The organism is Brevundimonas sp. (assembly GCF_036400995.1).
In the GTDB taxonomy this organism is placed as follows: Bacteria; Pseudomonadota; Alphaproteobacteria; order Caulobacterales; family Caulobacteraceae; genus Brevundimonas.
This window is the reverse complement of sequence record NZ_DASWWG010000059.1, coordinates 16,985-41,140: the sequence shown is the minus strand read 5'-3', so window position 1 is coordinate 41,140 and position 24,156 is coordinate 16,985. Positions and strand designations below refer to the sequence as shown.

Annotated in this window: 23 protein-coding genes; 11 read left to right on the top strand and 12 right to left on the bottom strand. The window is 68.8% G+C overall.

The genetic code is table 11. From position 1 onward, the window contains the following. The first annotated feature begins 8 nt into the window (after positions 1-8). On the top strand, positions 9-1,385 hold the full coding sequence (locus tag VGE03_RS08715) for an alpha/beta hydrolase (protein WP_331046091.1): 1,377 nt from the start codon (positions 9-11) through the stop codon (positions 1,383-1,385). A 211-nt stretch (positions 1,386-1,596) separates the two neighbouring features. Here VGE03_RS08715 and VGE03_RS08710 read toward each other — a convergent pair whose 3' ends face one another. Together VGE03_RS08710 and VGE03_RS08705 are read right to left on the bottom strand one after the other, a co-directional pair. Continuing rightward, on the bottom strand, positions 1,597-2,523 hold the full coding sequence (locus tag VGE03_RS08710; RefSeq protein WP_331046090.1) for a pirin family protein: 927 nt from the start codon (positions 2,521-2,523) through the stop codon (positions 1,597-1,599). A gap of 40 nt (positions 2,524-2,563) precedes the next feature. Continuing rightward, positions 2,564-3,052 carry an Lrp/AsnC family transcriptional regulator gene (locus VGE03_RS08705; protein ID WP_331046089.1) on the bottom strand — a complete coding sequence of 163 codons (489 nt, stop codon included), beginning with the start codon at positions 3,050-3,052 and terminating at the stop codon, positions 2,564-2,566. Positions 3,053-3,199: 147 nt separating this feature from the next. On the opposite strand from VGE03_RS08705, the gene VGE03_RS08700 reads away from it, so the two are divergent. The 6 genes from VGE03_RS08700 (at position 3,200) to VGE03_RS08675 (ending at position 10,251) form a co-directional block, all read left to right on the top strand. After that, positions 3,200-4,435, top strand: a complete 1,236-nt coding sequence (locus tag VGE03_RS08700; protein WP_331046088.1) for a 3-methyl-2-oxobutanoate dehydrogenase (2-methylpropanoyl-transferring) subunit alpha — start codon at positions 3,200-3,202, stop codon at positions 4,433-4,435. Between the two features lie 2 nt (positions 4,436-4,437). Beyond that, entirely contained in the window at positions 4,438-5,463 is a 1,026-nt protein-coding gene (locus VGE03_RS08695; protein ID WP_331046087.1) for an alpha-ketoacid dehydrogenase subunit beta, read from the top strand. 1 nt (position 5,464) lies between these two features. Continuing rightward, positions 5,465-7,096 (top strand): 2-oxo acid dehydrogenase subunit E2, encoded by a 1,632-nt coding sequence (locus tag VGE03_RS08690; RefSeq protein WP_331046086.1) that lies wholly within the window; start codon positions 5,465-5,467, stop codon positions 7,094-7,096. A gap of 2 nt (positions 7,097-7,098) precedes the next feature. Beyond that, positions 7,099-7,632, top strand: coding sequence for a hypothetical protein (locus tag VGE03_RS08685; protein ID WP_331046085.1), 534 nt, complete (start codon positions 7,099-7,101; stop codon positions 7,630-7,632). After that, on the top strand, positions 7,629-9,026 hold the full coding sequence (gene lpdA / locus VGE03_RS08680) for a dihydrolipoyl dehydrogenase (protein ID WP_331046084.1): 1,398 nt from the start codon (positions 7,629-7,631) through the stop codon (positions 9,024-9,026). The genes VGE03_RS08685 and lpdA overlap by 4 nt, the downstream gene beginning before the upstream one ends. A 163-nt stretch (positions 9,027-9,189) precedes the next feature. Continuing rightward, positions 9,190-10,251 (top strand): substrate-binding domain-containing protein, encoded by a 1,062-nt coding sequence (locus VGE03_RS08675; protein ID WP_331046083.1) that lies wholly within the window; start codon positions 9,190-9,192, stop codon positions 10,249-10,251. A 272-nt stretch (positions 10,252-10,523) separates the two neighbouring features. On the opposite strand, the gene VGE03_RS08670 is transcribed toward VGE03_RS08675, so the two are convergent. Continuing rightward, positions 10,524-11,609 (bottom strand): glycosyltransferase family 1 protein, encoded by a 1,086-nt coding sequence (locus VGE03_RS08670; protein ID WP_331046082.1) that lies wholly within the window; start codon positions 11,607-11,609, stop codon positions 10,524-10,526. A 71-nt stretch (positions 11,610-11,680) separates the two neighbouring features. Next, on the bottom strand, positions 11,681-12,142 hold the full coding sequence (locus VGE03_RS08665) for an Lrp/AsnC ligand binding domain-containing protein (RefSeq protein WP_331046081.1): 462 nt from the start codon (positions 12,140-12,142) through the stop codon (positions 11,681-11,683). Positions 12,143-12,251: 109 nt separating this feature from the next. Here VGE03_RS08665 and putA point away from each other — a divergent pair, with 109 nt between their 5' ends. Then, positions 12,252-15,377 (top strand): bifunctional proline dehydrogenase/L-glutamate gamma-semialdehyde dehydrogenase PutA, encoded by a 3,126-nt coding sequence (gene putA, locus VGE03_RS08660; RefSeq protein ID WP_331046080.1) that lies wholly within the window; start codon positions 12,252-12,254, stop codon positions 15,375-15,377. Between the two features lie 223 nt (positions 15,378-15,600). Here putA and map read toward each other — a convergent pair whose 3' ends face one another. From map to VGE03_RS08635, 5 genes are all read right to left on the bottom strand, one after another. Continuing rightward, the gene (map, locus tag VGE03_RS08655; RefSeq protein ID WP_331046079.1) at positions 15,601-16,368 is read right to left on the bottom strand and encodes a type I methionyl aminopeptidase; all 768 of its coding nucleotides are present in this window, start codon (positions 16,366-16,368) and stop codon (positions 15,601-15,603) included. Continuing rightward, positions 16,365-16,577 carry a ParD-like family protein gene (locus VGE03_RS08650; RefSeq protein ID WP_331046078.1) on the bottom strand — a complete coding sequence of 71 codons (213 nt, stop codon included), beginning with the start codon at positions 16,575-16,577 and terminating at the stop codon, positions 16,365-16,367. Before VGE03_RS08650 ends, map begins: the two co-directional genes overlap by 4 nt. A gap of 69 nt (positions 16,578-16,646) precedes the next feature. Further along, positions 16,647-16,889 carry a hypothetical protein gene (locus VGE03_RS08645; RefSeq protein WP_331046077.1) on the bottom strand — a complete coding sequence of 81 codons (243 nt, stop codon included), beginning with the start codon at positions 16,887-16,889 and terminating at the stop codon, positions 16,647-16,649. A gap of 58 nt (positions 16,890-16,947) precedes the next feature. After that, positions 16,948-17,865 (bottom strand): hydroxymethylglutaryl-CoA lyase, encoded by a 918-nt coding sequence (locus tag VGE03_RS08640; RefSeq protein ID WP_331046076.1) that lies wholly within the window; start codon positions 17,863-17,865, stop codon positions 16,948-16,950. Continuing rightward, positions 17,862-19,541 carry a glycosyltransferase family 39 protein gene (locus VGE03_RS08635; RefSeq protein WP_331046075.1) on the bottom strand — a complete coding sequence of 560 codons (1,680 nt, stop codon included), beginning with the start codon at positions 19,539-19,541 and terminating at the stop codon, positions 17,862-17,864. The genes VGE03_RS08640 and VGE03_RS08635 overlap by 4 nt, the downstream gene beginning before the upstream one ends. A 90-nt stretch (positions 19,542-19,631) precedes the next feature. Between VGE03_RS08635 and VGE03_RS08630 the strand changes: the two genes are divergently transcribed. Beyond that, positions 19,632-20,360: a glycosyltransferase family 2 protein gene (locus VGE03_RS08630; RefSeq protein WP_331046074.1), complete on the top strand. Its 729-nt coding sequence runs from the start codon at positions 19,632-19,634 to the stop codon at positions 20,358-20,360. 120 nt (positions 20,361-20,480) lie between these two features. Further along, a complete protein-coding gene (locus VGE03_RS08625) occupies positions 20,481-20,921 on the top strand; it encodes a hypothetical protein (RefSeq protein ID WP_331046073.1) in 441 nt (146 codons plus the stop codon). Positions 20,922-21,060: 139 nt separating this feature from the next. Here VGE03_RS08625 and VGE03_RS08620 read toward each other — a convergent pair whose 3' ends face one another. The 3 genes from VGE03_RS08620 to trhA are packed head-to-tail and all read right to left on the bottom strand — an operon-like array spanning position 21,061 to position 22,780. Beyond that, positions 21,061-21,411 carry a hypothetical protein gene (locus VGE03_RS08620; protein ID WP_331046072.1) on the bottom strand — a complete coding sequence of 117 codons (351 nt, stop codon included), beginning with the start codon at positions 21,409-21,411 and terminating at the stop codon, positions 21,061-21,063. Next, on the bottom strand, positions 21,408-22,001 hold the full coding sequence (phaR, locus tag VGE03_RS08615) for a polyhydroxyalkanoate synthesis repressor PhaR (RefSeq protein ID WP_331046071.1): 594 nt from the start codon (positions 21,999-22,001) through the stop codon (positions 21,408-21,410). The genes VGE03_RS08620 and phaR overlap by 4 nt, the downstream gene beginning before the upstream one ends. Before the next feature lie 56 nt (positions 22,002-22,057). Continuing rightward, complete coding sequence (gene trhA, locus VGE03_RS08610) at positions 22,058-22,780, bottom strand: PAQR family membrane homeostasis protein TrhA (protein ID WP_331046070.1); 723 nt, start codon at positions 22,778-22,780, stop codon at positions 22,058-22,060. Positions 22,781-22,929: 149 nt separating this feature from the next. Between trhA and VGE03_RS08605 the strand changes: the two genes are divergently transcribed. Then, a complete protein-coding gene (locus VGE03_RS08605; protein ID WP_331046069.1) occupies positions 22,930-24,105 on the top strand; it encodes an acetyl-CoA C-acetyltransferase in 1,176 nt (391 codons plus the stop codon). The last annotated feature ends 51 nt before the right edge of the window (positions 24,106-24,156 follow it).

Below are 24,156 nucleotides of genomic sequence, written 5' to 3'. Positions count from 1 at the left end.
AGGACCCCATGACCCTGCTCTCGCTGACCGTCGCCGCCGCTGTCGCCTTCGCGGGCGCCCAGACCCCCGCCGGGGAGCTGGCCGGACGCTGGGAGGGGCGTATCTCATTCAGTGGCCAGAGCCTGCGGGTGGTGCTTCATGTCGACGCCGTCGGCGGCGCCACGATCGACAGTCCGGATCAGGGCGTCACAGGTCTGGCCGTCAGTGGCCTGACCGTGCAGGGCGGCGTGGTCCGCTTCTCCATCCCCGCCGCGAACGGCAGTTTCGAGGGCTCCCTCGCCGACGGCGGGCGTACGCTGAACGGGACGCTGTCGCAGGGCGGCGCCACCCTGCCGCTGGTCCTGACCCGGGTCATGGAGATCGCGCCCTCGGCCCCGCCTCCCGTCGAGGCCCAGCCGACCGTTCATCGCCCCCAGACCCCGCAGGCGCCCTTCCCCTATCGCAGCGAGGATGTGGTCATCCCGACCCCCACGCCGGGCGTCCAGCTGGCCGGAACCCTGACCGTACCGGAGGGCGCGGGCCCTTTTCCCGCGGTCCTGCTGATCACCGGGTCGGGCCAGCAGGACCGGGATGAGACCGTCTTCGACCACAAGCCGTTTTGGGTCCTGGCCGACGCCCTGACCCGTCGCGGCGTGGCCGTGCTGCGGGTTGATGACCGGGGCGTCGGCGGCTCGATCGGCCCCGTCGCGACCGCCACCAGCGCCGACTTCGCCGTCGACGCGGGGGCCGCGTTCGCCTTCCTCGGCGGTCGTCCGGAGATCGCCCGAGGCCGCATCGGCCTGATCGGCCACAGCGAAGGCGGGACCATCGCGCCCCTGGTCGCGGGCGCCGATCCCCGCGTCGCCTTCATCGTCATGATCGCCGGTCCGGCGGTGTCGGGCGAGGCGTTGCTGGTCGAGCAGTCCCGCGCCATCCAGCAGGCCTCGGGCCTGCCTCCCGCGGTGATCGAGGGCAATGTCGCGACCCAGGCCCGCGTCATGCGCGCCGTGGCCGAACACGCCGACAGCGCCGAGGCGACGGTCGCCGCCGTCACCCCCATCCTCACCGAGGCCGGCCTGCCGGTCGCCCAGGCTGAGGCGGGCGCCGCCCAGCTCGGCGCGCCCTGGACCCGCTGGTTCATCGCCCATGACCCGCAGCCGTCGCTGGCCGCTCTGCGCGTCCCGGTGCTGGCGATCTATGGCGGCAAGGACGTGCAGGTCCCGGCCGAGCAGAACGCGACGGCCCTTCGCACGGTCCTGCCGTCGGCCGAGGTCGTGGTCCTGCCCAACCTGAACCACCTGATGCAGCCCGCCGGGACCGGTCTGGTGACGGAGTACCGGACGATTGAAACCACCCTAGATCCCGAGGCCCTGAAGACGATCGTGGACTGGGTGGCGGCGCGCTAAACGCGCCCTAACCCTGCTATCGTCATCCTCCGGCAAGCCGCGCAGCGGCGCGACCGGAGGACCCAGCGGCGCGCGTGAGCGCGAACCTGTCGGGAGCACAGGCGCTTCGGTTTCGACCTTCAGTGTTTCGCCGCCGTCGCGGCGCCGCTGGGTCCTCCGGTCTCCCCTCGCGTTCGCGAGCGTCGCCGTAGGATGACGATAGCAGTGAGGACTAGACCGGGTGGGTCCCTTCCTTCGGCGCCGGTTCGGGCGTCGAGGGGACGTCGGGCAGGGGGATGAACTCCAGGTCGTCCTCGGTCGGCAGGGCCATGCGGCCGGCCTTCCAGTCGGCCTTGGCCTGATCGATCCGCTCCTGCGAGGACGAGACGAAATTCCACCAGATCAGGCGCGGGCCGACCGGCTCGCCGCCCATGACCATGACCGACGAGGGCCGGATCGCCTTCACCGTCGGCTCGGCCGTCGGCTCCAGCACGATCATCTGGCCTTCGTGGAAGGTGCGGTCGCCGACCTCGATCTCGCCCTTCACGACGTACAGGGCGCGTTCGGAATAGCCGCCGCCGCCCTTGCCGGCGGGCGGGGCGGTGCGGACGCCCTCGGCCAGTTCCCAGTGCACATAGAACAGGGGGGACGAGATCGGGGCCAGCGCCTTGGCGCCGTAGGCTTCGCCGGCCACCAGACGGGCGAACAGGCCGCCGTTCTCATAGGCGGGCTGGCCGTCCTCGCCGAGGTGGTGGAACGACGGCGCGGTCTCTTCCAGCTCGGTCGGCAGGGCGACCCAGGCCTGCATGCCGTGCATGGGCCCGCCCTGGCTCTTCTTCAGTGGATCGGTGCGTTCGGAGTGGACGATGCCGCTGCCCGCGGTCATCCAGTTGACCTCGCCCGGGCGGATCGCCTGGGTCGCGCCGGTGTTGTCCCGGTGCATGATCTCGCCCTCGAACAGATAGGTCAGGGTCGACAGGCCGATGTGCGGGTGCGGCCGCACATTGATGGCCTCCGAACCCGGCGCGAACTCGGCCGGGCCCATCTGGTCCAGGAAGATGAACGGGCCGACCATCCGGCGCGAATGGAACGGCAGCACGCGGCCGACCTCGAACCCGCCAAGGTCCTTGCGACGCGCGTCGATCACCAGTTCGATCATGACATGTCCCCCGGCCCGCCCGACCCGGGGCCGACCGGCACTATCCGACGTGAGGGGTCACGATGCCAAGGGGGAGGGCGGTCACATTCTTCACACCCCGGGTGACGATGTGGCTTTCGCAGTCCGAGACGATGTTCAGGCTGAGCAGCTTCTCGCGCAGGAACTTGTCGAAGGCGTGCATGTCCGAGGTGATGATCCGCAGCACATAGTCCTCGCGGCCGGTGATGGTGGCGCACTGCACCACCTCGGGCCAGTGGGCGACGGCGGCCTCGAAGGTGTCCAGGTTCTCGCTCGACGGCAGGCTCAGCTTGACGATGGCGTAGACCTCGAAGTCCAGGCCCAGCTTCTCGGCGTCCAGCAGGGTGACGCGCTTGCGAATGAAGCCGGTGTCCTCCAGCCTCTTGATCCGGCGCCAGCACGGCGAGGCGCTCAGGCCCACGCGGTCGGCGACCTCTGCAACCGACAGGCCCGCATCCTGTTGGAGGATGTCGAGAATCCGGGCGTCGACGGGATCCAGCTCTTCGGCCAATGCGTTTCTCCACTTATTATTATGGCGCAATAAAATACCCGGTATCACCACAAGGCAAGGTCAAAATCGAGCGAGCCTTGGCGCCGACGTCGTGCTAGACGGCTGGTCGAGGAAAACGCGGACGGATCAACCGGACGGCAGGACGGAATGAAGAAGCCCAATACGCCCCAATTGTCGCTGCGCGTGCCCGAGCCCTCGGGCCGTCCGGGCGACGCCCCTGATTTCAGCCACCTGCGCTTTGACGCGGCGGGGGCGGTCGATCGTCCCGACGTGGCGTCGACGCCCTATGAGATGCGCGACCACGCCTTCCAGCTGGTGCGCGTGCTGGACGACGACGGCAAGGCCGTCGGCCCGTGGGACCCCAAGCTGGACCCCGAGACCCTGCGCCAGGGTCTGAAGGCCATGATCCTGACCCGCGCCTTCGACGACCGGATGCACCGCGCCCACCGTCAGGGGAAGACCAGCTTCTATATGAAGTGCACCGGCGAGGAGGCCATCGCGGTCGCCCAGGGCATGATCCTGCGCCGTGAGGACATGGGCTTCCCGACCTATCGCCAGCAGGGCCTGCTGATCTCGCGCGGCTATCCGCTGGTCGAGATGATGAACCAGATCTACTCGAACGCCGCCGACCCGATCAAAGGCCGCCAGCTGCCGATCATGTACTCGTCCAAGGAGTACGGCTTCTTCACCATCTCGGGGAACCTGGGCACCCAGGTGCCGCAGGCCGTCGGCTGGGCCATGGCCAGCGCCTACAAGGGCGACGACAAGATCGCCATCAGCTGGATCGGCGACGGCGCCACGGCGGAAGGCGACTTCCATAACGCCCTGACCTTCGCCGCCGTCTATCGCGCGCCGGTGATCCTGAACGTCGTCAACAACCAGTGGGCCATCTCGTCCTTCATGGGCATCGCCGGCGGTCTGGAGACCACCTTCGCGTCCAAGGCCATCGGCTACGGCCTTCCGGCCCTGCGCGTCGACGGCAACGACTTCCTCGCCGTCTGGGCCGCGACCAAGTGGGCCGAGGAGCGGGCGCGCACCAATCAGGGCGCGACGGTCATCGAACTGTTCACCTACCGCGGCGCCCCGCACTCGACCTCGGACGACCCCAGCCGCTACCGCCCGGGCGACGAGCATGAGAAATGGCCGCTGGGCGATCCGGTCGACCGCCTGAAGCAGCACCTGATCGCGCTGGGCGAATGGTCCGACGAACAGCAGACGGCCGCCGAGGCCGACGCCGTCGAACAGGTCCGCGCCGCCGGCAAGGAGTCCGAAGCCATCGGCACGCTCGGCCAGTCGCGCCCCAGCGTGAAGACCATGTTCGAGGAAGTCTTCGCCACCGAGGACTGGCGCCTTGTGGAACAACGTCGCGAGGTCGGAGTCTGACCATGACCACCGCTCCGATGAACATGATCCAGGCCTTGAACTCGGCCCTGGACGTCAAGATGGCCGAGGACGGCAACGTCCTGTCGTTCGGCGAGGACGCCGGCTATTTCGGCGGCGTCTTCCGCGTCACCGATCACCTGCAGCAGAAGCACGGCCTGACCCGCAGCTTCGACGCCCCGATCAGCGAATGCGGCATCGTCGCCGCCGCCATCGGCATGGGCGCCTACGGCCTGCGTCCGGTCGTGGAGATCCAGTTCGCCGACTACATCTATCCGGCCTACGACCAGATCGTCTCCGAGGCGGCCAAGCTGCGCTACCGCTCGGGCGGTCAGTTCACGTCTCCGATCACGGTCCGCAGCCCCTACGGCGGCGGCATCTTCGGCGGCCAGACGCACAGCCAGTCGCCGGAAAGCCTGTTCACCCACATCGCCGGCCTGAAGGTCGTGGTGCCGTCCAACCCGTATGACGCCAAGGGCCTGCTGACGGCCTGCATCGAGGACGACGACCCCACCATCTTCTTCGAGCCCAAGCGCCTCTACAACGGCCCGTTCGACGGCTGGCACGAGAAGCCGGTCTCGCCGTGGAAGACGCAGGAGTTCGCCCAGGTCCCGACCGGCAAACACGTCGAGCCGATCGGCAAGGCCCGCGTGATGCGCGAAGGCAATGACGTCACCATCCTGGCCTGGGGCACCATGGTCTGGGTGTCGCTGGCGGGCGCCGAGCACGCGGGCGTGGACGCCGAGGTCATCGACCTGCGCACCCTCGTGCCGCTGGACATCGAGACCATCGAGGCCTCGGTGAAGAAGACCGGCCGCTGCGTGATCGTGCACGAGGCGCCCAAGACCTCGGGCTACGGCGCCGAGCTGTCGGCCCTGGTGCAGGAGCGCTGCTTCTATCATCTGGAAGCCCCCATCGCCCGCGTCTGCGGCTGGGACACGCCCTATCCGCACGCCTTCGAGTGGGAATATTTCCCCGGCCCGCAACGCGTGGCCGACGCCCTGAAAGCCACCATGAGCGGGGGACGCTGAGATGGGTCGTTTCGTCTTCAAACTGCCCGACGTGGGCGAAGGCACCGCCGAGGCTGAACTGGTCGGCTGGCACGTGAAGGTCGGCGACGTGGTCGCCGAGGACCAGATCGTCGCCGACGTGATGACCGACAAGGCCACCGTCGAAATCACCGCCCCGGTCTCGGGCAAGGTCATCGCCATCCACGGCGAGCCCGGCCAGATGGTCCCCGTGCGCGGCCCGCTGGTGGAGTTCGAGGTCGAGGGGGCGGGGAATGCGTCCGACGAACCGGCTCCGGCGCTGAAGGCTGAAGCCGCTCCGGCTCCGGTCGAAGCTCCGAAGGCTGCTGATCCGGCTCCGGTCGCGCAGGTCGCCGCCGGCGCCAACTACGTCTTCAAACTGCCCGACGTGGGCGAAGGCACGGCCGAGGCCGAGCTGGTCGGCTGGCATGTGAAGGTCGGCGACACGGTGTCCGAGGACCAGATCCTCGCCGACGTCATGACCGACAAGGCCACGGTCGAGATCACCTCGCCGGTCTCCGGCGTGGTCATCGCCCTGCATGGCGAGCCCGGTCAGGCCTCCGCCGTCGGCGGTCCGCTGGTCAGCTTCCAGGTCGAGGGCAAGGGCAATGTGGCCGCTGCTCCGGCCGCCGCTGCACCTGCGCCGAAGGCCGAGGCTGCTCCGGCTCCGGTCGCCAAGGCCGCGCCGAAGCCTGCGCCCGCTCCGACGCCGGTCGCCGCCGACAGCAAGCCGCGCACCCTGTCGGACCGCAACCAACGCCCGCTGGCTTCGCCGGCCGTTCGCAATCGCGCCCGTGACCTCGGGATCGAGCTGCAGTTCGTGCCGGGCTCCGGCCCCGCCGGTCGCATCGAGCACGCCGATCTCGACGCCTATGTCGCCGGTGGTTCGAAGTCGTCCGTCTCCGGATCGTCGGCCTCGACCTATGCGAAGGCCGAAGGCACGACCGAGGTCCGCATTATCGGCCTGCGCCGCAAGATCGCGGAGAAGATGGCCGAGAGCGTCCGTCGCATTCCGCACATCACCTATGTCGAGGAGATCGACGTCACGGCCCTGGAGGAGCTGCGCGCTCACCTGAACGCCGAGGCGAAGAAGAGCGGCAAGGCCAAGCTGAACGTCCTGCCCTTCATCGCCCGCGCCATCGTGGTGGCCCTGCGCGACCAGCCGCAGATCAACGCTTGGTACGATGACGAGAATGGTATTCTGACCCGGCACGCCGCCGTGCACCTGGGCATCGCCGCCCAGACGCCGAACGGCCTGATGGTGCCGGTGGTCCGTCACGCCGAGGCGCGCGATCCCTACGATACGGCGGCCGAAATCGCCCGCGTCTCGGGCGCGGCCAAGGACGGTTCGGCCAAGCGCGAGGAGCTGTCGGGCTCGACCATCACCATCACCTCGCTGGGCACGCTGGGAGGGGTGGTTCACACCCCGATCATCAACCACCCGGAAGTCGCCATCGTCGGTCCGAACAAGATCATCGAGCGCGTCGTGGTGAAGGACGGCCAGATGGTCGTCCGCAAGATGATGAACCTGTCCTCCTCCTTCGATCACCGCATCGTCGACGGCCACGACGCGGCCGTCTTCGTCCAGCGCATCAAGGGCCTGCTGGAGCATCCCGCGACGCTGTGGATGGGGTGATCATGGCCAAAGGATTCCGTCGGCTCGCGATTGTTTTGGCGACGGCCTACTGGGTTATTTGTCTGCCGCTGATCGGCGGCCATGTTCACTCGACTTACAACTACGAGCTGGAGAGCCTCCAGGTCTTCGACGTGAACATAGGCGACACGCAGACAGTGGCGGTTGTCGCTCGCTCCGATGAGGATTTGGAGCGAATCCTGCGGGATCTCTGCGGTCCTCCTCACTTGAACGAGTTTCGAAAGCGATACCCGGAGTACGACGATCTCAACAATGAGCAGCTATCGGAGGCGCTCCATCGTCGATTCTATCGGCAGATGACGCGGGAGGCGTTTGACCGAGAGTTTGGGCGGCCCTCCGGCAGGTGCGATGGCACAGCTCTCCAGGGGCAAACTATCGGCGACGAGCACCGACAGTCGTTGAATGCAGCGGTGAATGTCGGATTGCGTCAGTTGGCGTGGGCTGCCCTCGTATTCGCCGCGATTGCCGCAATCACTTTCTCAGGCTTCTGGGTAGTCAGAGGATTCCAATCGAAATGACTCAATCGATCAAAACCAAAGTCCTCATCATCGGCGCCGGCACCGGCGGCTATGTCGCGGGGATCCGTTGCGGCCAGCTGGGCCTGGACACCGTGCTGGTGGACGGCGGCGACGGGCTGGGCGGGACCTGCCTGAACGTCGGCTGCATTCCGTCCAAGGCCATCATCCATGCGGCCAACAAGTTCGAGACGGTGGCCAAGGCCGCCGACGGCGGGACCCTGGGCATCACGGCGGCCAAGCCGGCCATCGACCTGTCCAGGACGGTCGAATGGAAGGACGGCATCGTCCGTAAGCTGAACAACGGCGTCGCGGCCCTGCTGAAGAAGGCCAAGGTCAAGGTCATCAAGGGCTGGGCGACCTTCGCCGACGCCAAGACCTGCACGGTGAAGACCGACGACGGCGACATCACCATCACGGCCGAGCACGTCATCCTGGCCACCGGCTCCGAGCCGGTCGAACTGCCCTTCCTGCCTTTCGGCGGCGACGTCATCTCGTCCACCGAGGCGCTGAGCCTGCCCGAGGTCCCGAAGAAGCTGGTCGTCGTCGGCGGCGGCTATATCGGGCTGGAGCTGGGCATCGCCTTCCGCAAGCTGGGGGCCGAAGTCGCCATCGTCGAAATGGCCGACCGCCTGCTGCCGCTCTACGACAAGGCCCTGACCGAGCCGGTCGCCAAATGGCTGCAGAAGCACGGGGTCGAACTGCACCTCGGCGCCAAGGCCGGCTCCTTCGAGAACGGCGCGCTGAACGTCACCGGCGCCGATGGTCAGGCGCTGAAGATCAAGGCCGACAAGGTGCTGGTCACCGTCGGCCGCCGCCCGCGCACCAAGGGCTGGGGTCTGGAGAACATGGGCGTGGCCATGGCCGGGCCGTTCGTGAAGATCGACGACCGCTGCGCCACCAGCATGCGCAACGTCTGGGCCATCGGCGACCTGACCGGCGAACCCATGCTGGCCCACAAGGGTTCGGCCCAGGGCGAGGTCGTCGCCGAGATCATCGCCGGCCAGGACCGCAAATTCGACCCGGTCACCATCGCCGCCGTCTGCTTCACCGAGCCGGAAATCGTCTCGGCGGGTCTCGGGCCGCAGGACGTGACGGGCCGCGACGACGTCATCCAGGCGGTGTTCCCGCTGATGGCCATCGGCCGTGCGCTCGCCATCGAGGCGGGCGAGGACGGCGGCTTCGTGCGCGTTCTGGCCTCGAAGACCGATCACCGCCTGCTGGGCGTGCAGGCCGTCGGCCAGCACGTCTCGGAACTGTCCAACAGCTTCGCCCAGATGCTGGAGATGGGGGCGGTGCTGGAGGACGTGGCCGGCACGATCCACGTCCACCCGACGCTCGGCGAGGCCTTCCACGAGGCGTCCCTGCGCGCGCTGGGGCATGCGATCCACATCTAGGGATCAGGGACGAGGTTCGAGGGGCGAGGGAAGAAGGCGGGCGGCGCGGACCGTCATACCCCCGACCCCCGACCCTCGAATCTCGAACCTCGCGGGCCTTCGCCCAACCGTCACAATCCTCTGGTCTAAGCGGCGCGAACATTCAGCCGTCCGGAGACTGACGATGACCCGCATCCTGCTCGCCGCCGCGTCGGCGGTGGCCCTTCTCGCCCTCGGCGCCTGCGGTGAAGGCAGCCCCGGCGCCCAGCAAACCCGTTCGGGGATCTGGGCCGCGGGCTCCTCGACCGTCTTCCCCTTCGCCACCCGCGTGGCCGAGAATTTCCAGCGGACCCAGGGCGGCGCCGCCCCGCGCGTTGAAGCCCTGGGCACCGGCGGCGGCATCCAGGCCTTCTGCCAGGGCGTCGGCCCCTCGACCCCGGACATCGCCAACGCCTCGCGTCCGATGAAGAAGTCGGAGTTCGAGCTGTGCCAGAAGAACGGCGTCACCGACATCGTCGAGATCAAGATCGGCTATGACGGCATCGTCATCGCCACGGCCCGCACCGGCGCCAGCTTCAACTTCCGCCTCCAGGACCTGTATCTCGGTCTGGCCAAGGAAGTGCCGGGCCCCGGCGGCGCCTTCGTCGCCAACCCGGCGACCACCTGGCAGCAGGTGAATCCGGCCCTGCCGAACCAGCGCATCCAGGTCTACGGCCCGCCGCCCACCTCCGGCACCCGCGACGCCTTCCTGGAGCTGGGCATGGCCCCCGGCGCCAAGCTGATCCCGGCCCTGGCCGCCGTGGACGAGGCCGACGAGGACCGCTTCGAGGCCCTGGCCCACACCCTGCGTGAAGACCAGCTGTGGATCGACTCGGGCGAGAACGACAACGCCATCGTCCAGACCCTGACCCGCACCCCGGGTTCGCTGGGCGTGTTCGGCTTCTCGTTCCTCGAGCAGAACATGGACACGGTGAAGCCCGAGACCATCGACGGCGTCGCCCCGACGGTCGAGACCATCGCCGACGGCTCCTACCCGCTGGCCCGCAGCCTCTACATCTATGTGAAGAAGCAGCACATCGGCGTCATCCCGGGCCTCGAGCAGTTCGTGATGGAGTTCATGTCCGAGGCCGCCGCCGGCCGCGGCGGCTACCTGCAGGACCGTGGTCTGGTGCCGCTGCCCGCCAACGAACTGGCCGGCCAGCGCGCCATCGCCCAGGCCCTGACGGTGATGACCGCGCCGAACTGAGTTCGGACGTCGCCTGAAAAGACAGAAGGCCCCGGAGCGATCCGGGGCCTTTTGCTTTGGGGGCGAGGCGTTCACCTCTCCATCGCCCCTTCAAGGCGATGGGGAGGACAGATCGCGCAGCGATCAGGTGGGGGCGACGCAGGTGGTCAGGGATCAGCCGCCGACACCGGTGTTTGCGCCACATCCGGCCCCGACGGAGCCGCCCTCACCTGATCGTCGCTGGCGCGCCGATCTGTCCTCTCCATTCGCCTTCGCGAACGGAGAGGTGAGACTCAGGCCGCCGCCTTCCTGCGCAACCGCGCGATGCGGCGCAGGCGGCGCCAGAAGCGGCCGCGGTCCGGCTCGGGGTAGGGCTGCAGGTTCTCGATGAACTGCTCGGCGGAGGCGCGCCAGCTGAACTTCTCGGCATAGGCGCGCACCACGCCCCGGTCGCACTTCAGCGCTTCCAGGCAGGCGGTGCGCAGGTCCTTGTCGATCGCCCCGGCGTTCGAGCCCGGGATGATGTCGATCGGGCCGTGGGCCGGATAGGCGGCCACCGGGGTGCCCGTGGCCATGGCCTCCAGGATCACCAGGCCGAAGGTGTCGGTCCAGCTGGGGAAGACGAAGACGTCGGCGTCGCGGAAGCAGCGCGCCAGCTCCTCGCCGAAGCGGGCGCCGAGGAATTTCGCTTCCGGATACTTGGCCTGCAGTTCCTCGCGGGCCGGGCCGTCTCCGACCACGATCTTGGTGCCGGGCAGGTCCTGTTCGAGGAAGGCCTCGATGTTCTTCTCCACCGCCACGCGGCCGACGTTCAGGAAGAAGGGGCGCGGCCAGTTGGCGCCGCCCAGCTCGTCATAGATGCGCGGCAGGTCGGGGTTGAACTGTTCGGTGTCCACGCCCCGCGTCCACGGCGAGACGTTGCGGAAACCGTGCGCGGTCAGCTCGTCGCGCAGGGTCGGGGTGGCGACCATCAGCCGTCCCGACGGCTTGTGGAACCACTTCATGTAGGCGTAGCCGACCTGCACCGGGATCGGGAAACGGGCCGAGACGTACTCGGGGAATTTGGTGTGGTAGCTGGTCGTGAACGGCAGCTTCCATTCCACGCAGATGCGGCGCGTGGCGATGCCGATGGGGCCTTCGGTGGCGATGTGCACCGCCTCGGGCTCGAAGGCGCGCAGGCGCTCGCGAATTTCTTCTTCCGCCCCCAGCGCCAGCCGGATTTCCGGATAGGTGGGGCAGGGGATGGTCTTGAACTGGCTCGGCTCGATCACCTCCACCTCATGGCCCATCGCGCGGCATTCCGCGGTGATACGGCTCAGGGTGCGGACGACGCCGTTGACCTGGGGCTCCCAGGCGTCGGTGGCCAGAACGATGCGCATATGGGCCGTAAGGCTCCGCCGTTGATCGGGTGACTGGTCTAGCGGTTTGCGATGACGTTGGCGAGACGCGGTTAAAGCGGGAGCGCCGTCGTCGCCTTCACCTCTTCGAGAACGGCATAGGTCCGGGTCTCGCGCACGCCCGGCATCTTCACCAGCACATCGCCCAGGAAGGCGCGGTAGGCGTCCATGTCGCCGACGCGGGCCTTGATCAGGTAATCGAAGCCGCCGGCGACCATATGGCACTCCAGCACCTCGGGCTGGCGGCGCACGGCCTCGGCGAAGGCCTCGAACATGTCGCCGGTGGTGCGGTCCAGCAGGACCTCGACGAAGATCATCAGTCCGCGCCCCACCTTGGCCGGGTCGATCATGGCGGCGTAGCCGGTGATCACCTTCTTCTCGCGCAGCCGCCGGACCCGTTCGAAACAGGCGGCGGGCGACAGATTGCACCGCCGGGCCAGTTCCGCGTTGGAGATGCGGCCGTCCTCCTGCAGCGCCTTGAGCAAGCGGCGGTCCACGGCGTCCAGATTTTCCATCGGTTCAGAACCTGTATGGCCGAATGATCTTCGGCTGTGCGGCCCATCATACGATGCACATTCGGAGTTGTCCGCCATATATGGCCGATCACACAGGATATCCGCGCCCATGACCACCGTCGCCTTCACCCCCTCGAGCGTCGCCGGCTGGGACACGCTGGATCACGGCAAATTCGCCGATGAGACCGCGACCGTCCGCGGCCTGCTGGACCGCACCCCGCTGGACGGCGCCGAGCGCGCCGCCGTGCTGACCAGCGCCACCGATCTGGTCGAGCGCGCCCGCCGCAGCGTGAAGAAGCAGGGCGTGGTCGAAAGCTTCCTGCAGGAGTTCTCGCTGGGCACCCGCGAGGGTCTGGCCCTGATGTGCCTCGCCGAGGCCCTGCTGCGCACGCCGGACGAGGAGACCCGCGACCGCCTGATCGCCGAGAAGATCGGTTCGGCCGACTGGGCCAGCCACCTGGGCCAGTCCGACAGCCTGTTCGTCAACGCCTCGACCTGGGGCCTGATGCTGACCGGCAAGCTGGTCGATGTGGACGAAGAGGCGAAGACCGACCTGCCGGGCTTCCTGAAGCGCATCGTCGGCCGTCTCGGCGAGCCGGTGATCCGCGAGGCCGTGGCCGCCGCCGTCCGCATCATGGGCGAGCAGTTCGTGGTCGGCCGCACCATCGAGGCGGCGCTGAAGCGCTCGAACAAGGAAGGCTGGCTCTGCAGCTTCGACATGCTGGGCGAGGGCGCCCGCACCGCCCACGACGCCGAGCGCTACGAGAAGATCTACGCCGACGCCATCGAGGCCGTGGGCAAGACCGCCAAGGGGCAAGGGCCCGAGGTCGGCCACGGCGTCTCGGTCAAGCTGTCGGCCCTGTCGCCCCGCTATGAGGCGGTGCATGAGGACCGCGTCTGGTCAGAGCTGTATCCGCGCGTGAAGCGCCTGGCCCTGATCGCCGCGAAGTACGACATCAACTTCACCATGGACGCGGAGGAGGCCGACCGCCTCGCCCTGTCGCTGAAGCTGCTGGACCGTCTCGCCAATGAGGCCGAGCTGGGCGAATGGAAGGGCCTCGGCCTGGCCGTTCAGGCCTATCAGAAGCGCTGCCCCGAGGTGATCCGCCGCGTGGCCGAACTGGCGAAGACCTCGGGGCGTCGCCTGATGGTCCGTCTGGTCAAGGGCGCCTACTGGGACACCGAGATCAAGCGCGCCCAGCAGTTCGGCCGCACCGACTATCCGGTCTTCACCACCAAGGCCGCGACCGACCTGAACTATCTGGTCTGCGCCCGCCTGATGATCGAGGCCGCGCCGCACATCTACAGCCAGTTCGCGACCCACAACGCCCACTCGCTGGCCGCCGTCTACAAGATGGCCTCGGAGCGTGGCGTGAAGATCGAGTTCCAGCGCCTGCACGGCATGGGCGAGGCCCTGTACGACGCCGCCCGCGACACCTTCGGCCCGGTCACGGTGCGCGCCTACGCCCCGGTCGGCGGGCATGAGGACCTGCTGCCCTATCTGGTGCGCCGCCTGCTGGAGAACGGCGCCAACTCCAGCTTCGTCCACGCCCTGCTGGATGAGCGCGTCCCCGCCGCGGCCGTGGCCGCCGACCCCATCTCGACCGTCGAGGCTCATCCCGACCGTCACGCCAAGATCCCCGTTCCGAAGGATATGTACATGGACCGCCAGAACTCGCTCGGCCGCGACTACTCCCAGCTCGCCGACCGCGAGCGGCACGCCCTGGCCCTTGAGAAGGTGGACAGCGAGAAGCTGACCTCCGGCCCGATCATCGGCGGCAAGCTGAAGGCCGGGACCGCTCCCCAAGATGTCAGAAATCCCTTCGACACCACCCAGGTGCTGGGCCACGTCTCGGAAGCGACGGCGGAAGACATCGACGCGGCCGTCGACGCCGCCGCCCGCGCCCAGATCGTCTGGGACCGCAAGGGCGGCGCGGGCCGCGCCCCGGTGCTGCGCGCCATGGCCGATGCGCTGGAAGCCGACATGGACCGTCTGGTCGCCCTGCTGTCGCGGGAAGCCGGCAAGACCCTGAACGACGGCGTCGCCGAGGTGCGCGAGGCCGCCGACTTCTGCCGCTACTACGCCATGCTGGCCGAGCGTGACTTCGGCGGGGCGCAGGAGCTGAAGGGCCCGGTGGGCGAGATCAACTCGCTGGTCCTGCACGGTCGCGGCATCTTCGCCTGCATCAGCCCTTGGAACTTCCCGCTGGCCATCTTCACCGGCCAGATCGCGGCTGCGCTGGCCGCCGGCAACGCCGTGCTGGCCAAGCCCGCCGAACAGACCCCACTGATCGCCGCCGAGGCCGTGCGCCTGTATTACAAGGCCGGTCTGGACGCGAACCTGCTGGCCCTCGTCCCCGGTCGCGGCGAGACGGTCGGCGCGGCCCTGGTCTCGCACCCGGGCATCGACGGCGTCGCCTTCACCGGCGGCACCGACACCGCCGGCGCCATCAACCGCGCGCTGGCGGCCCGTCCGGGCGCCATCATCCCCTTCATCGCCGAGACCGGCGGCCTGAACGGCATGTTCGTGGACACCACGGCGCTGAAGGAACAGGTCATCGACGACGTCATCCTGTCGGCCTTCGGCTCGTCGGGTCAGCGCTGCTCGGCCCTGCGCCTGCTCTATGTGCCGAACGACTCGGCCGACGCCCTGATCGAGGGCCTGAAGGGCGCGCTGGCGGCCCAGGTGGTGGGTGATCCGACCGATCCGTCGACCGACATCGGCCCGGTGATCGACGCCGACGCCAAGGCCATGCTCGAGGCTCACCTGACCCGTCTGGGCGGCGACGCGAAGATCATCGCCCGCGCCGAACTGCCCGCCGGTTCGGAGAAGGGCCACCTGTTCGCCCCGACCATCGCCGAGATCCCGACCGCCGACTATCTGGAGCGCGAGGTCTTCGGCCCGATCCTGCACATCTGCCGCTATGAGCCGTCCAAGCTGAAGGAGACGGCGGCGAAGCTGGCGCAGCGCGGCTACGGCCTGACGCTGGGCGTGCACAGCCGCATCGAGGCCTTCGCCGAGGAGGTCACGCGTCTGGTCCCGGCGGGCAATGTCTACATCAACCGCTCGATCATCGGCGCGGTGGTCGGCGTCCAGCCGTTCGGCGGCGAAGGCCTGTCGGGCACCGGCCCCAAGGCGGGCGGCCCCTACAGCCTGATCCGCTATGCGTCGGAAAAGGCCGTCAGCAACAACATCTCGGCCCAGGGCGGCGACCCGGCGCTGCTGAATCTCTAGGGCGCGGTCTCGCGTTCACCTCTCCATTCGCCTTCGAGCGAATGGAGAGGACAGACCGGCGCGTCAGCGACGGTCAGGTGAGGGCGGCTCGGTCTCGGCAGGAGACGCCTCAAATACCGGTGTCGGGGGCTAAGCGCTCAACGCCTGCGCCGCCCCCTCCTGATCGCTGCGCGATCTGTCCTCCCCATCGCCTTGAAGGGGCGATGGAGAGGTGAGGTCGGCGCTAAGCCGCCGCCTTCTCGTCAGCCCGAAGCGTCAGCACGCGCACGCCGTCCTTCGTCACCGCGACCGTGTGCTCGAACTGGGCCGACAGCTTTCCGTCGATGGTGGTGACGGTCCAGCCGTCGTCGCCGGTCTCGACGCCCGCGCGGCCCTGATTGAGCATGGGCTCGATGGTGAAGGTCATGCCCTCGCGCAGGGTCAGGCCCTTGCCCGGACGGCCGAAGTGCAGGACCTGCGGGTCTTCGTGCATCTCGCGCCCGATGCCGTGGCCGCAGTAGTCGCGCACGACCGAATAGCCGGCCTTCTTCGCATGGGTCTCGATGGCGTGGCCGACGTCGCCCAGGGTGGCGCCCGGCTTGACCGCCCGGATGCCCTTCCACATCGCCTCATAAGTGGTCCGCACCAGCCGCCGCGCCGCCGCCGGGACCTCGCCGATCATGTAGGTCTTGGACGAGTCGGCGATAAAGCCGTTCTTCTCCAGGGTGATGTCCAGATTGACGATGTCGCCGTCCTTCAGGAACTCCTCGGTCGAGGGCACGCCGTGGCAGACCACGGCGTTGATCGAGCAGTTCAGTACGAAGCCGTAGCCGTACTGGCCCTTGGACGCGGGCCGTGATTTGAGGTCGTCGACGATGAAGGCCTCGACCCGGTCGTTGACCTCCATGGTGCTCATCCCCGCCAGCGACAGGGTGTCGATATAGGCGAAGACCGAGGCCAGCAGGCGGCCGGACTCGGCCATCAGCTCGATCTCTTGCGGCGTCTTGGTCATGCCGCCGCTCCCGCCGCGGGGGACGCGTCCACGCCCGCCGCCTTCAGCTCGCGCGCCGCCAGCTCCTGGAAGGTCAGGCCGGGGTTCAGCTCGCCCAGCATGCCGATCCGCATCCAGAAGGCCGCCTGCCCGTTGATTGACCGACACGAGGCCCTGCTGGCCCGGCGCAGCTGCTCGTGCAGCTCGTCCTCGATGTTGACGATGCCCATGGGGTGAACTCCGCATATACGTTTCGTATATGCGACATATATGGTCGATCGTGCGGGTTCAAGGCGCCGTCAGTCGCGCGGGGCGAAGCTCTTCTCTTCCGCCAGCGGGGCGATGAAAAGCCGGTCGCAGCGGTCCTCGTCATCCTTCAGCGGGATGACCTCGAAGCCGTCCGCTGCGGCCTCGACCTCCTCGGCCAGGGCGCGGAACGCCGCCTCATGACCTTCGCGGCCGTACAGCAGATAGCCGTCCTTGGCGTCGATGACGCCGTACGATGGACCGCCTTCGAGGAGGGTGTCGATGTCCATGGTCATGAGACCGGAAAGCGGAACCCCCCGGTCCGGTTTCAAACAGTGAAGCTCGCGCCCCGGATCAGGTCCGGGGCCATCCGCCCGCGCGGCTGAGGGCGCTCGGGGCGGGGCGGCCGATCTTCTCGCCGATCCAGCGGGCGGTCCCGATCAGCTGGTCGAGGTCATACCCGGTCTCGAACCCGGCGCGCTCCAGCATGTAGACCAGATCCTCGGTGGCGATGTTGCCGGTCGCGCCGGGGGCGAAGGGGCAGCCGCCGATGCCGCCGACCGAGGCGTCCAGCACATCCACCCCCGCCTCGACGCCCGCATAGGCGTTGGCCAGGCCGGTGTTGCGGGTGTCGTGGAAATGCAGGCGCAGGACGGCGTCCGGCGCGGCCTGGCGGGCGGCCTCGACCTTGCGGGTGACGGCCCACGGGTCGCCGACGCCGATGGTGTCGGCCAGGGCGATCTCCCCGACGCCGAGCGCCGCGATACGGCCCACCAGATCGGCGACCTGATCGACCCCGACCTCGCCGTCGAAGGGGCAGCCCCAGACGCAGGACAGGGTGGCCGACAGGGACGGCGCGGCGCCGGAGGCGGCTCCGGCGTTGGCGCGTCCGGCCACGATCCCGGCCAGCATCTCGACCTGCTGGTCCACCGTCAGGCCCTGGTTCTTCAGGCCGAAGCCGTCGGTGGCGGACATGGCGACGTTGACCTCGTCCACCGCTGTGCCCAGCGCCCGGTCATAGCCCTTGCCGTTCAGGACCAGGCCGATGCGGCTGCGGCCCTCCTGATGCGGCAGCGCGGCCATGACCTCTTCGGCGCCGGCCATCTGGGGCACGTATTTCGGATGGACGAAGCTGACCGCCTCGATCCGGCGCGCGCCGGCGGCCTCGAGCCGCTGGACGAAGTCGGCGCGGACGGCGGGCTCCAGCACCGCCTTCTCGTTCTGCAGGCCGTCGCGGGGACCGACCTCGACGATGGTGATGCGGCGGCTCATCGGGCGGGCCTCGGGGCGGGCGCGGCGTCGGCGGGCGGGGCGTACAGGAACAGGTCCACGTCGTCGCCCTGCGAGTAGTTGTGGCCGCGCACCTCGGCGACGGTCCGTCCCGCGACGCCCATGCGGGCGACGGCGGCGCGGAAGGCCTCGGCCTCGCGCTCCTCGACGATGGCCGGACGGCCCTCGGCCAGCGCCCTGGCGGCGCCTTCGGCGTCGGTCAGCTCGGTGTCGCGGCCGGTCAGGAAGACGAAGCTGGGCTCGTGATAGCCGGCGATGGCCACCGGTCCGGGCCGCCCCTGACGCGGGTGCAGGTCATTGGCGTACAGCGCCTTGTCCAGTTGGGGCGAGACCGACAGGGGGCGCAGCTGGCGCAGGGTGCCCGCCAGGGCGCCGTGGGCGACGACCCCCAGGGTGATGCTGACCAGAACCGCCGTCACCGCCGCCCGGTGCATCAGCAGGAAGGCGCCGATCAGGCCCGCCAGAACGGCGAAGACGATGGTCAGGGTCGCCCAGGTCTGGGCGGTCGACTTGCCGAACTCGGTCAGGCCGTAAACCACGCCCGCCGCCAGCAGCAGGCCGACGAAGACGGTCAGCCCGGCGCCGGTCCAGCGCGAGATCTTGCCGATCGGCCGGGTCAGGGCGGCGGCGGCCAGCAGGGCCAGGGCGCCGAAGGTCGGCAGGTTGTAGTGGATCAGCTTGGTCGGGGTCAGTTCGAAGATGATCCACGCCGGGACCAGCCAGCAGACCAGGAAGCGGATCGTCGGCTCGGCCCGGCGATGCCAGCCGGTCGAGACGGCCGCGGGCAGCAGCAGGGTGGCCGGGAAGAAGGTGATCAGCGCGGCGACCAGATAGTAGCCCGGAGGGGCGCCGTGGCTCTCGTGGCCGCCGGCGATCTTGGGCGCGAGGTCTCCCGCGATGGCTTCACGCCAGAAGCCGCCGTCGGTGGCGATAGTGATGGCGATGGCCCATGGCCCGACCAGCAGGGCCACCAGCGGCAGGCCCCAGCCCCAGCCGAGTCGCTTCAGCCAGCGGAAGTCGCGGTCCCACGCGGAGACCAGCAGCATGGCCGGGGCGATGACGATCAGGCCGATCGGGCCCTTGATCAGGATAGACAGGCCCAGCCCGAACCAGAACATCAGCTTGTGCGGCCGTTGCGGCGTCTCCCCGGCCTTCGAGGCCAGATAGATGCGGGCCAGGCCGGCCATGGCCAGGGTGACCGCGCCGCACAGCATGGCGTCGGTCTTGGCGATCCCGGCCTCGGTCGAGAGCAGGAAGGAGGCGCCCATGATCGCGCCCGCCAGGAAGCCCGCGCGGGTCCCGAACATGGCCTGCCCGACCCAGGCCACGGCGGCGGCGGCCATCATGGCGCCGAGGATCGAGGGGATGCGATAGGGCTGGATGTCCCGGTTCTCGACCTTGGACGTGGCGGCCACGGCGACCGCCTGCATCCAGTAGATGCCGACCGGCTTCTTCCAGCGCGGATCATCCTGGAAGCGGATGTCGACGTAGTCGCCGGTCTCCAGCATCTGGGACGTCGCCTGGGCGTAGCGGCTCTCGTCCCGGTCCAGCGGCGGCAGCAGGGCCAGCACGGGCAGGCCGGCGAACAGCGCCACCAGCGCCGCCAGCAGGGGGCCGCGCCATCCGGTGATATATTTGTCGAGGTCGGGACGGATCATGGGCGCAGTCCTACCATGCCGGTTCCGCCGTCGTCATGCGTGTGCGGAGCATGTCTCCCGCGCGGGCGCAAAACCGGCTAGAGAGCGGGCATGACCGAAGCCGCTCCCGACATCTCCGTCGTCGTTCCCGTCCATGACGAGGAGGGCGCCGCCGGCCCGCTGGCCCGCGAGATCGCCGCCGCCTTCGCCGGGCGCTCGTTCGAGATGGTGTTCGTCAACGACGCCTCGAAGGACGGGACCCTGGCCGAGCTGCGCGCGCTGCAGGCCGAGCTGCCGCAGCTGCGGGTGCTGAGCCACGGCTCCAACGCCGGACAGAGCCGCGCCGTCCGCACCGGGGTGCTGGCCGCCCGCGGGCCGATCGTGGTGACCCTGGACGGCGACGGCCAGAACCCGCCCGCCGACGCGCCGAAGCTGGCCGACCTGCTGGCGTCCTCGCCGCCGAACGTGGCCCTGGTGGGCGGGGTGCGGGCCAAGCGACAGGACTCGGAGTCGAAGCGCTGGGCCTCGCGCTGGGCCAACCGAATCCGCAAGAACCTGCTCGGCGACGACGCCGACGACACCGGCTGCGGGCTGAAGGCCTTCCGCCGCGACGTCTTCCTGCGGCTTCCCTACTTCGATCACATCCACCGCTACCTGCCCGCCCTGATGATCCGCGAGGGGTACGAGAACCGTTATCTGGATGTGGATCACCGCCACCGCGAGACCGGCCGGTCGAAGTACACCAACTGGGGACGGCTGATGGCGGCCTTCTCGGACCTGCTGGGCGTGATGTGGCTGAAGTCCCGCTCGCGCCGTCCCGGGGCCATCAGCGAGTTCTGAGCCCGGCTCCGGAGCCGCTTTCGCCCGGCGGGCGAGCGGGCGTAGCCGTATGGAGCGAACCGGGGTATCTATCGTTAACAAGCGCGGCCGTTGCCGGTCGTGGATGCTGGAGCTGAGCTGATGCTGGTCGCCCTGCCGCTGCTGGTGATCCCGGTGGTCCTGTACAACATCGTGGTGCTGTCGAACGTCATCTCGGGCAGCGATGTGAACCTCGCCGCCGGCGGCGCCGACGCCATCCTGCGCGACCCGATGTTCTCGATCCCGATGGCCTCCGGCACCAGCTGGAACGTGGGCGTGGGCGACCTGATCCTGCTGCTGTCGCTGATCCTGCTGTTCTTCGAGCTGCTGAAGTCGACGTCGAGCCAGAAGGTCGCGATCGTCAATCACGCCCTGTCGATGATCCTGTTCGTCGTGGTGCTGGTCGAGTTCCTGCTGATCAAGGGCTTCGCCACCTCGACCTTCTTCCTGATCGTGACGATGGTCATGCTGGACGTGCTCGCCGGCTTCATCGTGACCATCATCTCGGCCCGCAAGGACCTGGACTTCGGCGCCTCGGCGTAGCCGAGGCTCGACTTCAGGAGAACACCACGAAGATCATGGCGACGACGGTGACGTCGAAGGCGCGGGTCAGGAAGTTCAGCATGGTCCGCTCCGAAACGGGTCGATCTGACCCCGGAGCAGCAAGGACCGTGCCGCGTCCCTAGATGTCAGTGTCCTCGTTCCGGCCCGGCCTGGGGCGGCGGTCGACGGCGCCGGAGTATTCCGTGCCGAGGTAGGCGCTGCGGGCCGCGTCCAGCACGGGCTGGCCGCCCTTGAGGCCGCGCCGCTGGCCGGTCTGGCCCATCACCTGCGCCGCGAAGATCGCCGCCGAGCCGTCCGAGGGCGGGGTCGGGGCAGGTCTTGCCGGGCGCTCGGCGTCTTCTGCCGGAAAGTCCACGGGCACGAGGGCGCGGGAGGAGGGGCCGGAGCGGCGCTGGGCCGTCCGGCGATCCGACGCCTCGCGACGGTCACGCCCCTCGATGGGGGTTATGCCGCGGACCTCGTCGGTCATCCCTTGGCCAGCTTGTCCAGCTGGGCCCGCATCTCGTCCATCTGGCGGCGCATCTCCTCCAGCGGATCGGCGGCGGCGGGGCCGTCGGCGGGCGCTTCGGGCGGGGGGGCGGGCTGGCGGGCGACGCCGCCGAAGCCGGGCCACATCTTCATCGCCTCGGCGAACATGGCCATGTTCCGCTTGACCGCCTCGTCCATCAGGCCGGCGCCCGGGGTGCCCCCGAAGGCGCGCGAGAACTGGCCTCGGATCTGCTCCTGCTGGCGGGTGAAGTTGTCCAGCGACATCTCCAGATAGGAGGGCAGGACGCCCTGCATCTGGCCGCCGTAGTAGCCGATCAGCTGGCGCAGGAACTGCACCGGCAGCAGGGCTTCGCCCCGGCTCTCTTCCTCGAAGATGATCTGGGTCAGAATCTGACGGGTCAGGTCCTCGTTGGTTTTGGCGTCATAGACGACGAATTCCGTCCCCTCGCGGACCATCCGCGCGAGGTCTTCCAGTGTGACGTAGGCCGAAGTCGCCGTGTTGTAGAGCCGCCGGTTGGCGTACTTCTTGATGACGACGTTGTCTCCCGCACCGGACTTCTTGTCAGCCACGCGCTGTCCCCGTTCCTGTTGCAACGCCACAGTTTCCGCGCTGCGCGTGCGAAAGTCTAGCCGACACCGATGCCGGCGGCGGGGGCTAGGACGACGCCGACCAGCACCGCGGCCCAGTGGACTGTGGCTCCGGTGACCACGAAGCCGTGCCAGATGGCCCGGCGGAACTTCACCTTCGGGCTGATGAAGACGAAGACCCCGGCGGTGTAGATCAGCCCGCCGATGACCAGCAGGGTCAGGGCCGCCGGGTGGACGGTCTCGACCATGGGCTTGAGGGCGATGACCGCCAGCCAGCCGAAGGCGACGTAGACGGCGCTCCAGAAGGCGTCGGACAGGCGTGGCATCAGGACCTTGGCGAAGGCGCCGCCCAGGCCCACGGCCCAGACCAGCAGGGTGAAGCCGATGGCCCAGGCCCCCTCGAACCGCTGGGTGGTGAAGGGGGTGTAGCTGCCCGCGATCATCAGGAAGATCGCCGCCTCGTCGAGCTTGCGCAGCACCGGCCGGGCCGCGCAGGGGCGGATCTGGTTGTAGATGGTCGAGGCGCTCAGCATGGCGACCAGACACAGGGCGTAGACGCCGATGGCCAACGCCGCGCCGATCCCGGCGTAGAGGGCCGCCAGCGCCGCCAGCAGGCCGCCGCCGACGATGGCGAGGGTCAGGCCGACGACATGGACGACCAGATCGGCCGTCTTCTCGGCGGGCGAGAGGTAGTGCTCGATCATGTCGAGCTCGTCTGGCGTGCAGACGTGGCGGAGCAGGCGTTTCAGGCGCATGAGCATGGTCCCTTCAAGACCGGACGCCACCAGTTCGTTCCCGTACAATATGGCCGCATCGGGGTGACTATCCGGTGAACGGCGCGTTCGGGGCTGACGAACGTGCTGCAATGCGGCACAAGCGCCACAAAGTTATTCCCGCTGGAGTGAATTCCATGACCGAGGTCGTGATCGTTTCCGCCGCCCGTACGCCGGTCGGCAGCTTCCTGGGCGCCCTGTCCAGCCTGTCCGCCGCCCAACTGGGCTCGGTGGCCATCAAGGCCGCGCTGGAGCGGGCCGGGGTGGCGCCGGACGAGGTGGACGAGGTGGTGCTGGGCCACGTCCTGCAGGCCGCCAACGGGCAGGGGCCGGGCCGTCAGGCTGCGATCGGCGCGGGCCTGCCCAGGGAGACCCCGGCCTGGACCCTGAACCAGATCTGCGGCTCGGGCCTGCGCGCGGTGGCGGTCGGCGCCCAGCAGATCGCCACGGGTGACGCCAAGATCGTCGTCGCCGGCGGTCAGGAGAGCATGAGCCAGGCGGTGCACGCCCAGCAGCTGCGCGGCGGCCAGAAGATGGGCGACGTGACCCTGGTCGACACCATGATCAAGGACGGCCTGTGGGACGCCTTCAACGGCTATCACATGGGCCAGACCGCCGAGAACATCGCGGCCAAGTTCGACATCGCCCGCGAGGCCCAGGACCAGTTCGCCCTCGCCAGCCAGCACAAGGCGGAAGCCGCCCAGAAGGCCGGCCGCTTCGATGACGAGATCACCCCGGTCGTCATCGCCTCGAAGAAAGGCGACGTGGTCGTCGACAAGGACGAATACATCCGCCACGGCGCGACCATCGAGGCGATGGAGAAACTGCGCCCGGCCTTCACCAAGGACGGCAGCGTCACCGCCGCCAACGCCTCGGGCCTGAACGACGGCGCCGCGGCCCTGGTGCTGATGAGCGCGGACGAGGCGAAGGCGCGGGGCCTGACCCCGCTGGCGCGCATCGCGTCCTCGGCCACGGCGGGCGTCGATCCGGCCGTCATGGGCACCGGCCCGATCCCGGCGTCGAAAAAGGCGCTGGAGAAGGCCGGCTGGACCGTGGCTGATCTGGACCTGATCGAGTCCAATGAGGCCTTCGCCGCCCAGAGCCTGTGCGTGGTCAAGGAACTGGGCCTCGACACGGACAAGGTGAACGTCAACGGCGGCGCCATCGCCATCGGCCACCCGATCGGCGCCTCGGGCGCGCGCATCCTGACGACCCTGCTGTTCGAGATGCAGCGCCGCGACGCCAAGAAGGGTCTGGCGACCCTGTGCATCGGCGGCGGCATGGGCGTGGCCATGTGCGTCGAGCGCGACTGAGTTCAAGGTTTCAAAGACCGGAGCCTCGTGACGGGGCTTCGGTCATTGAAG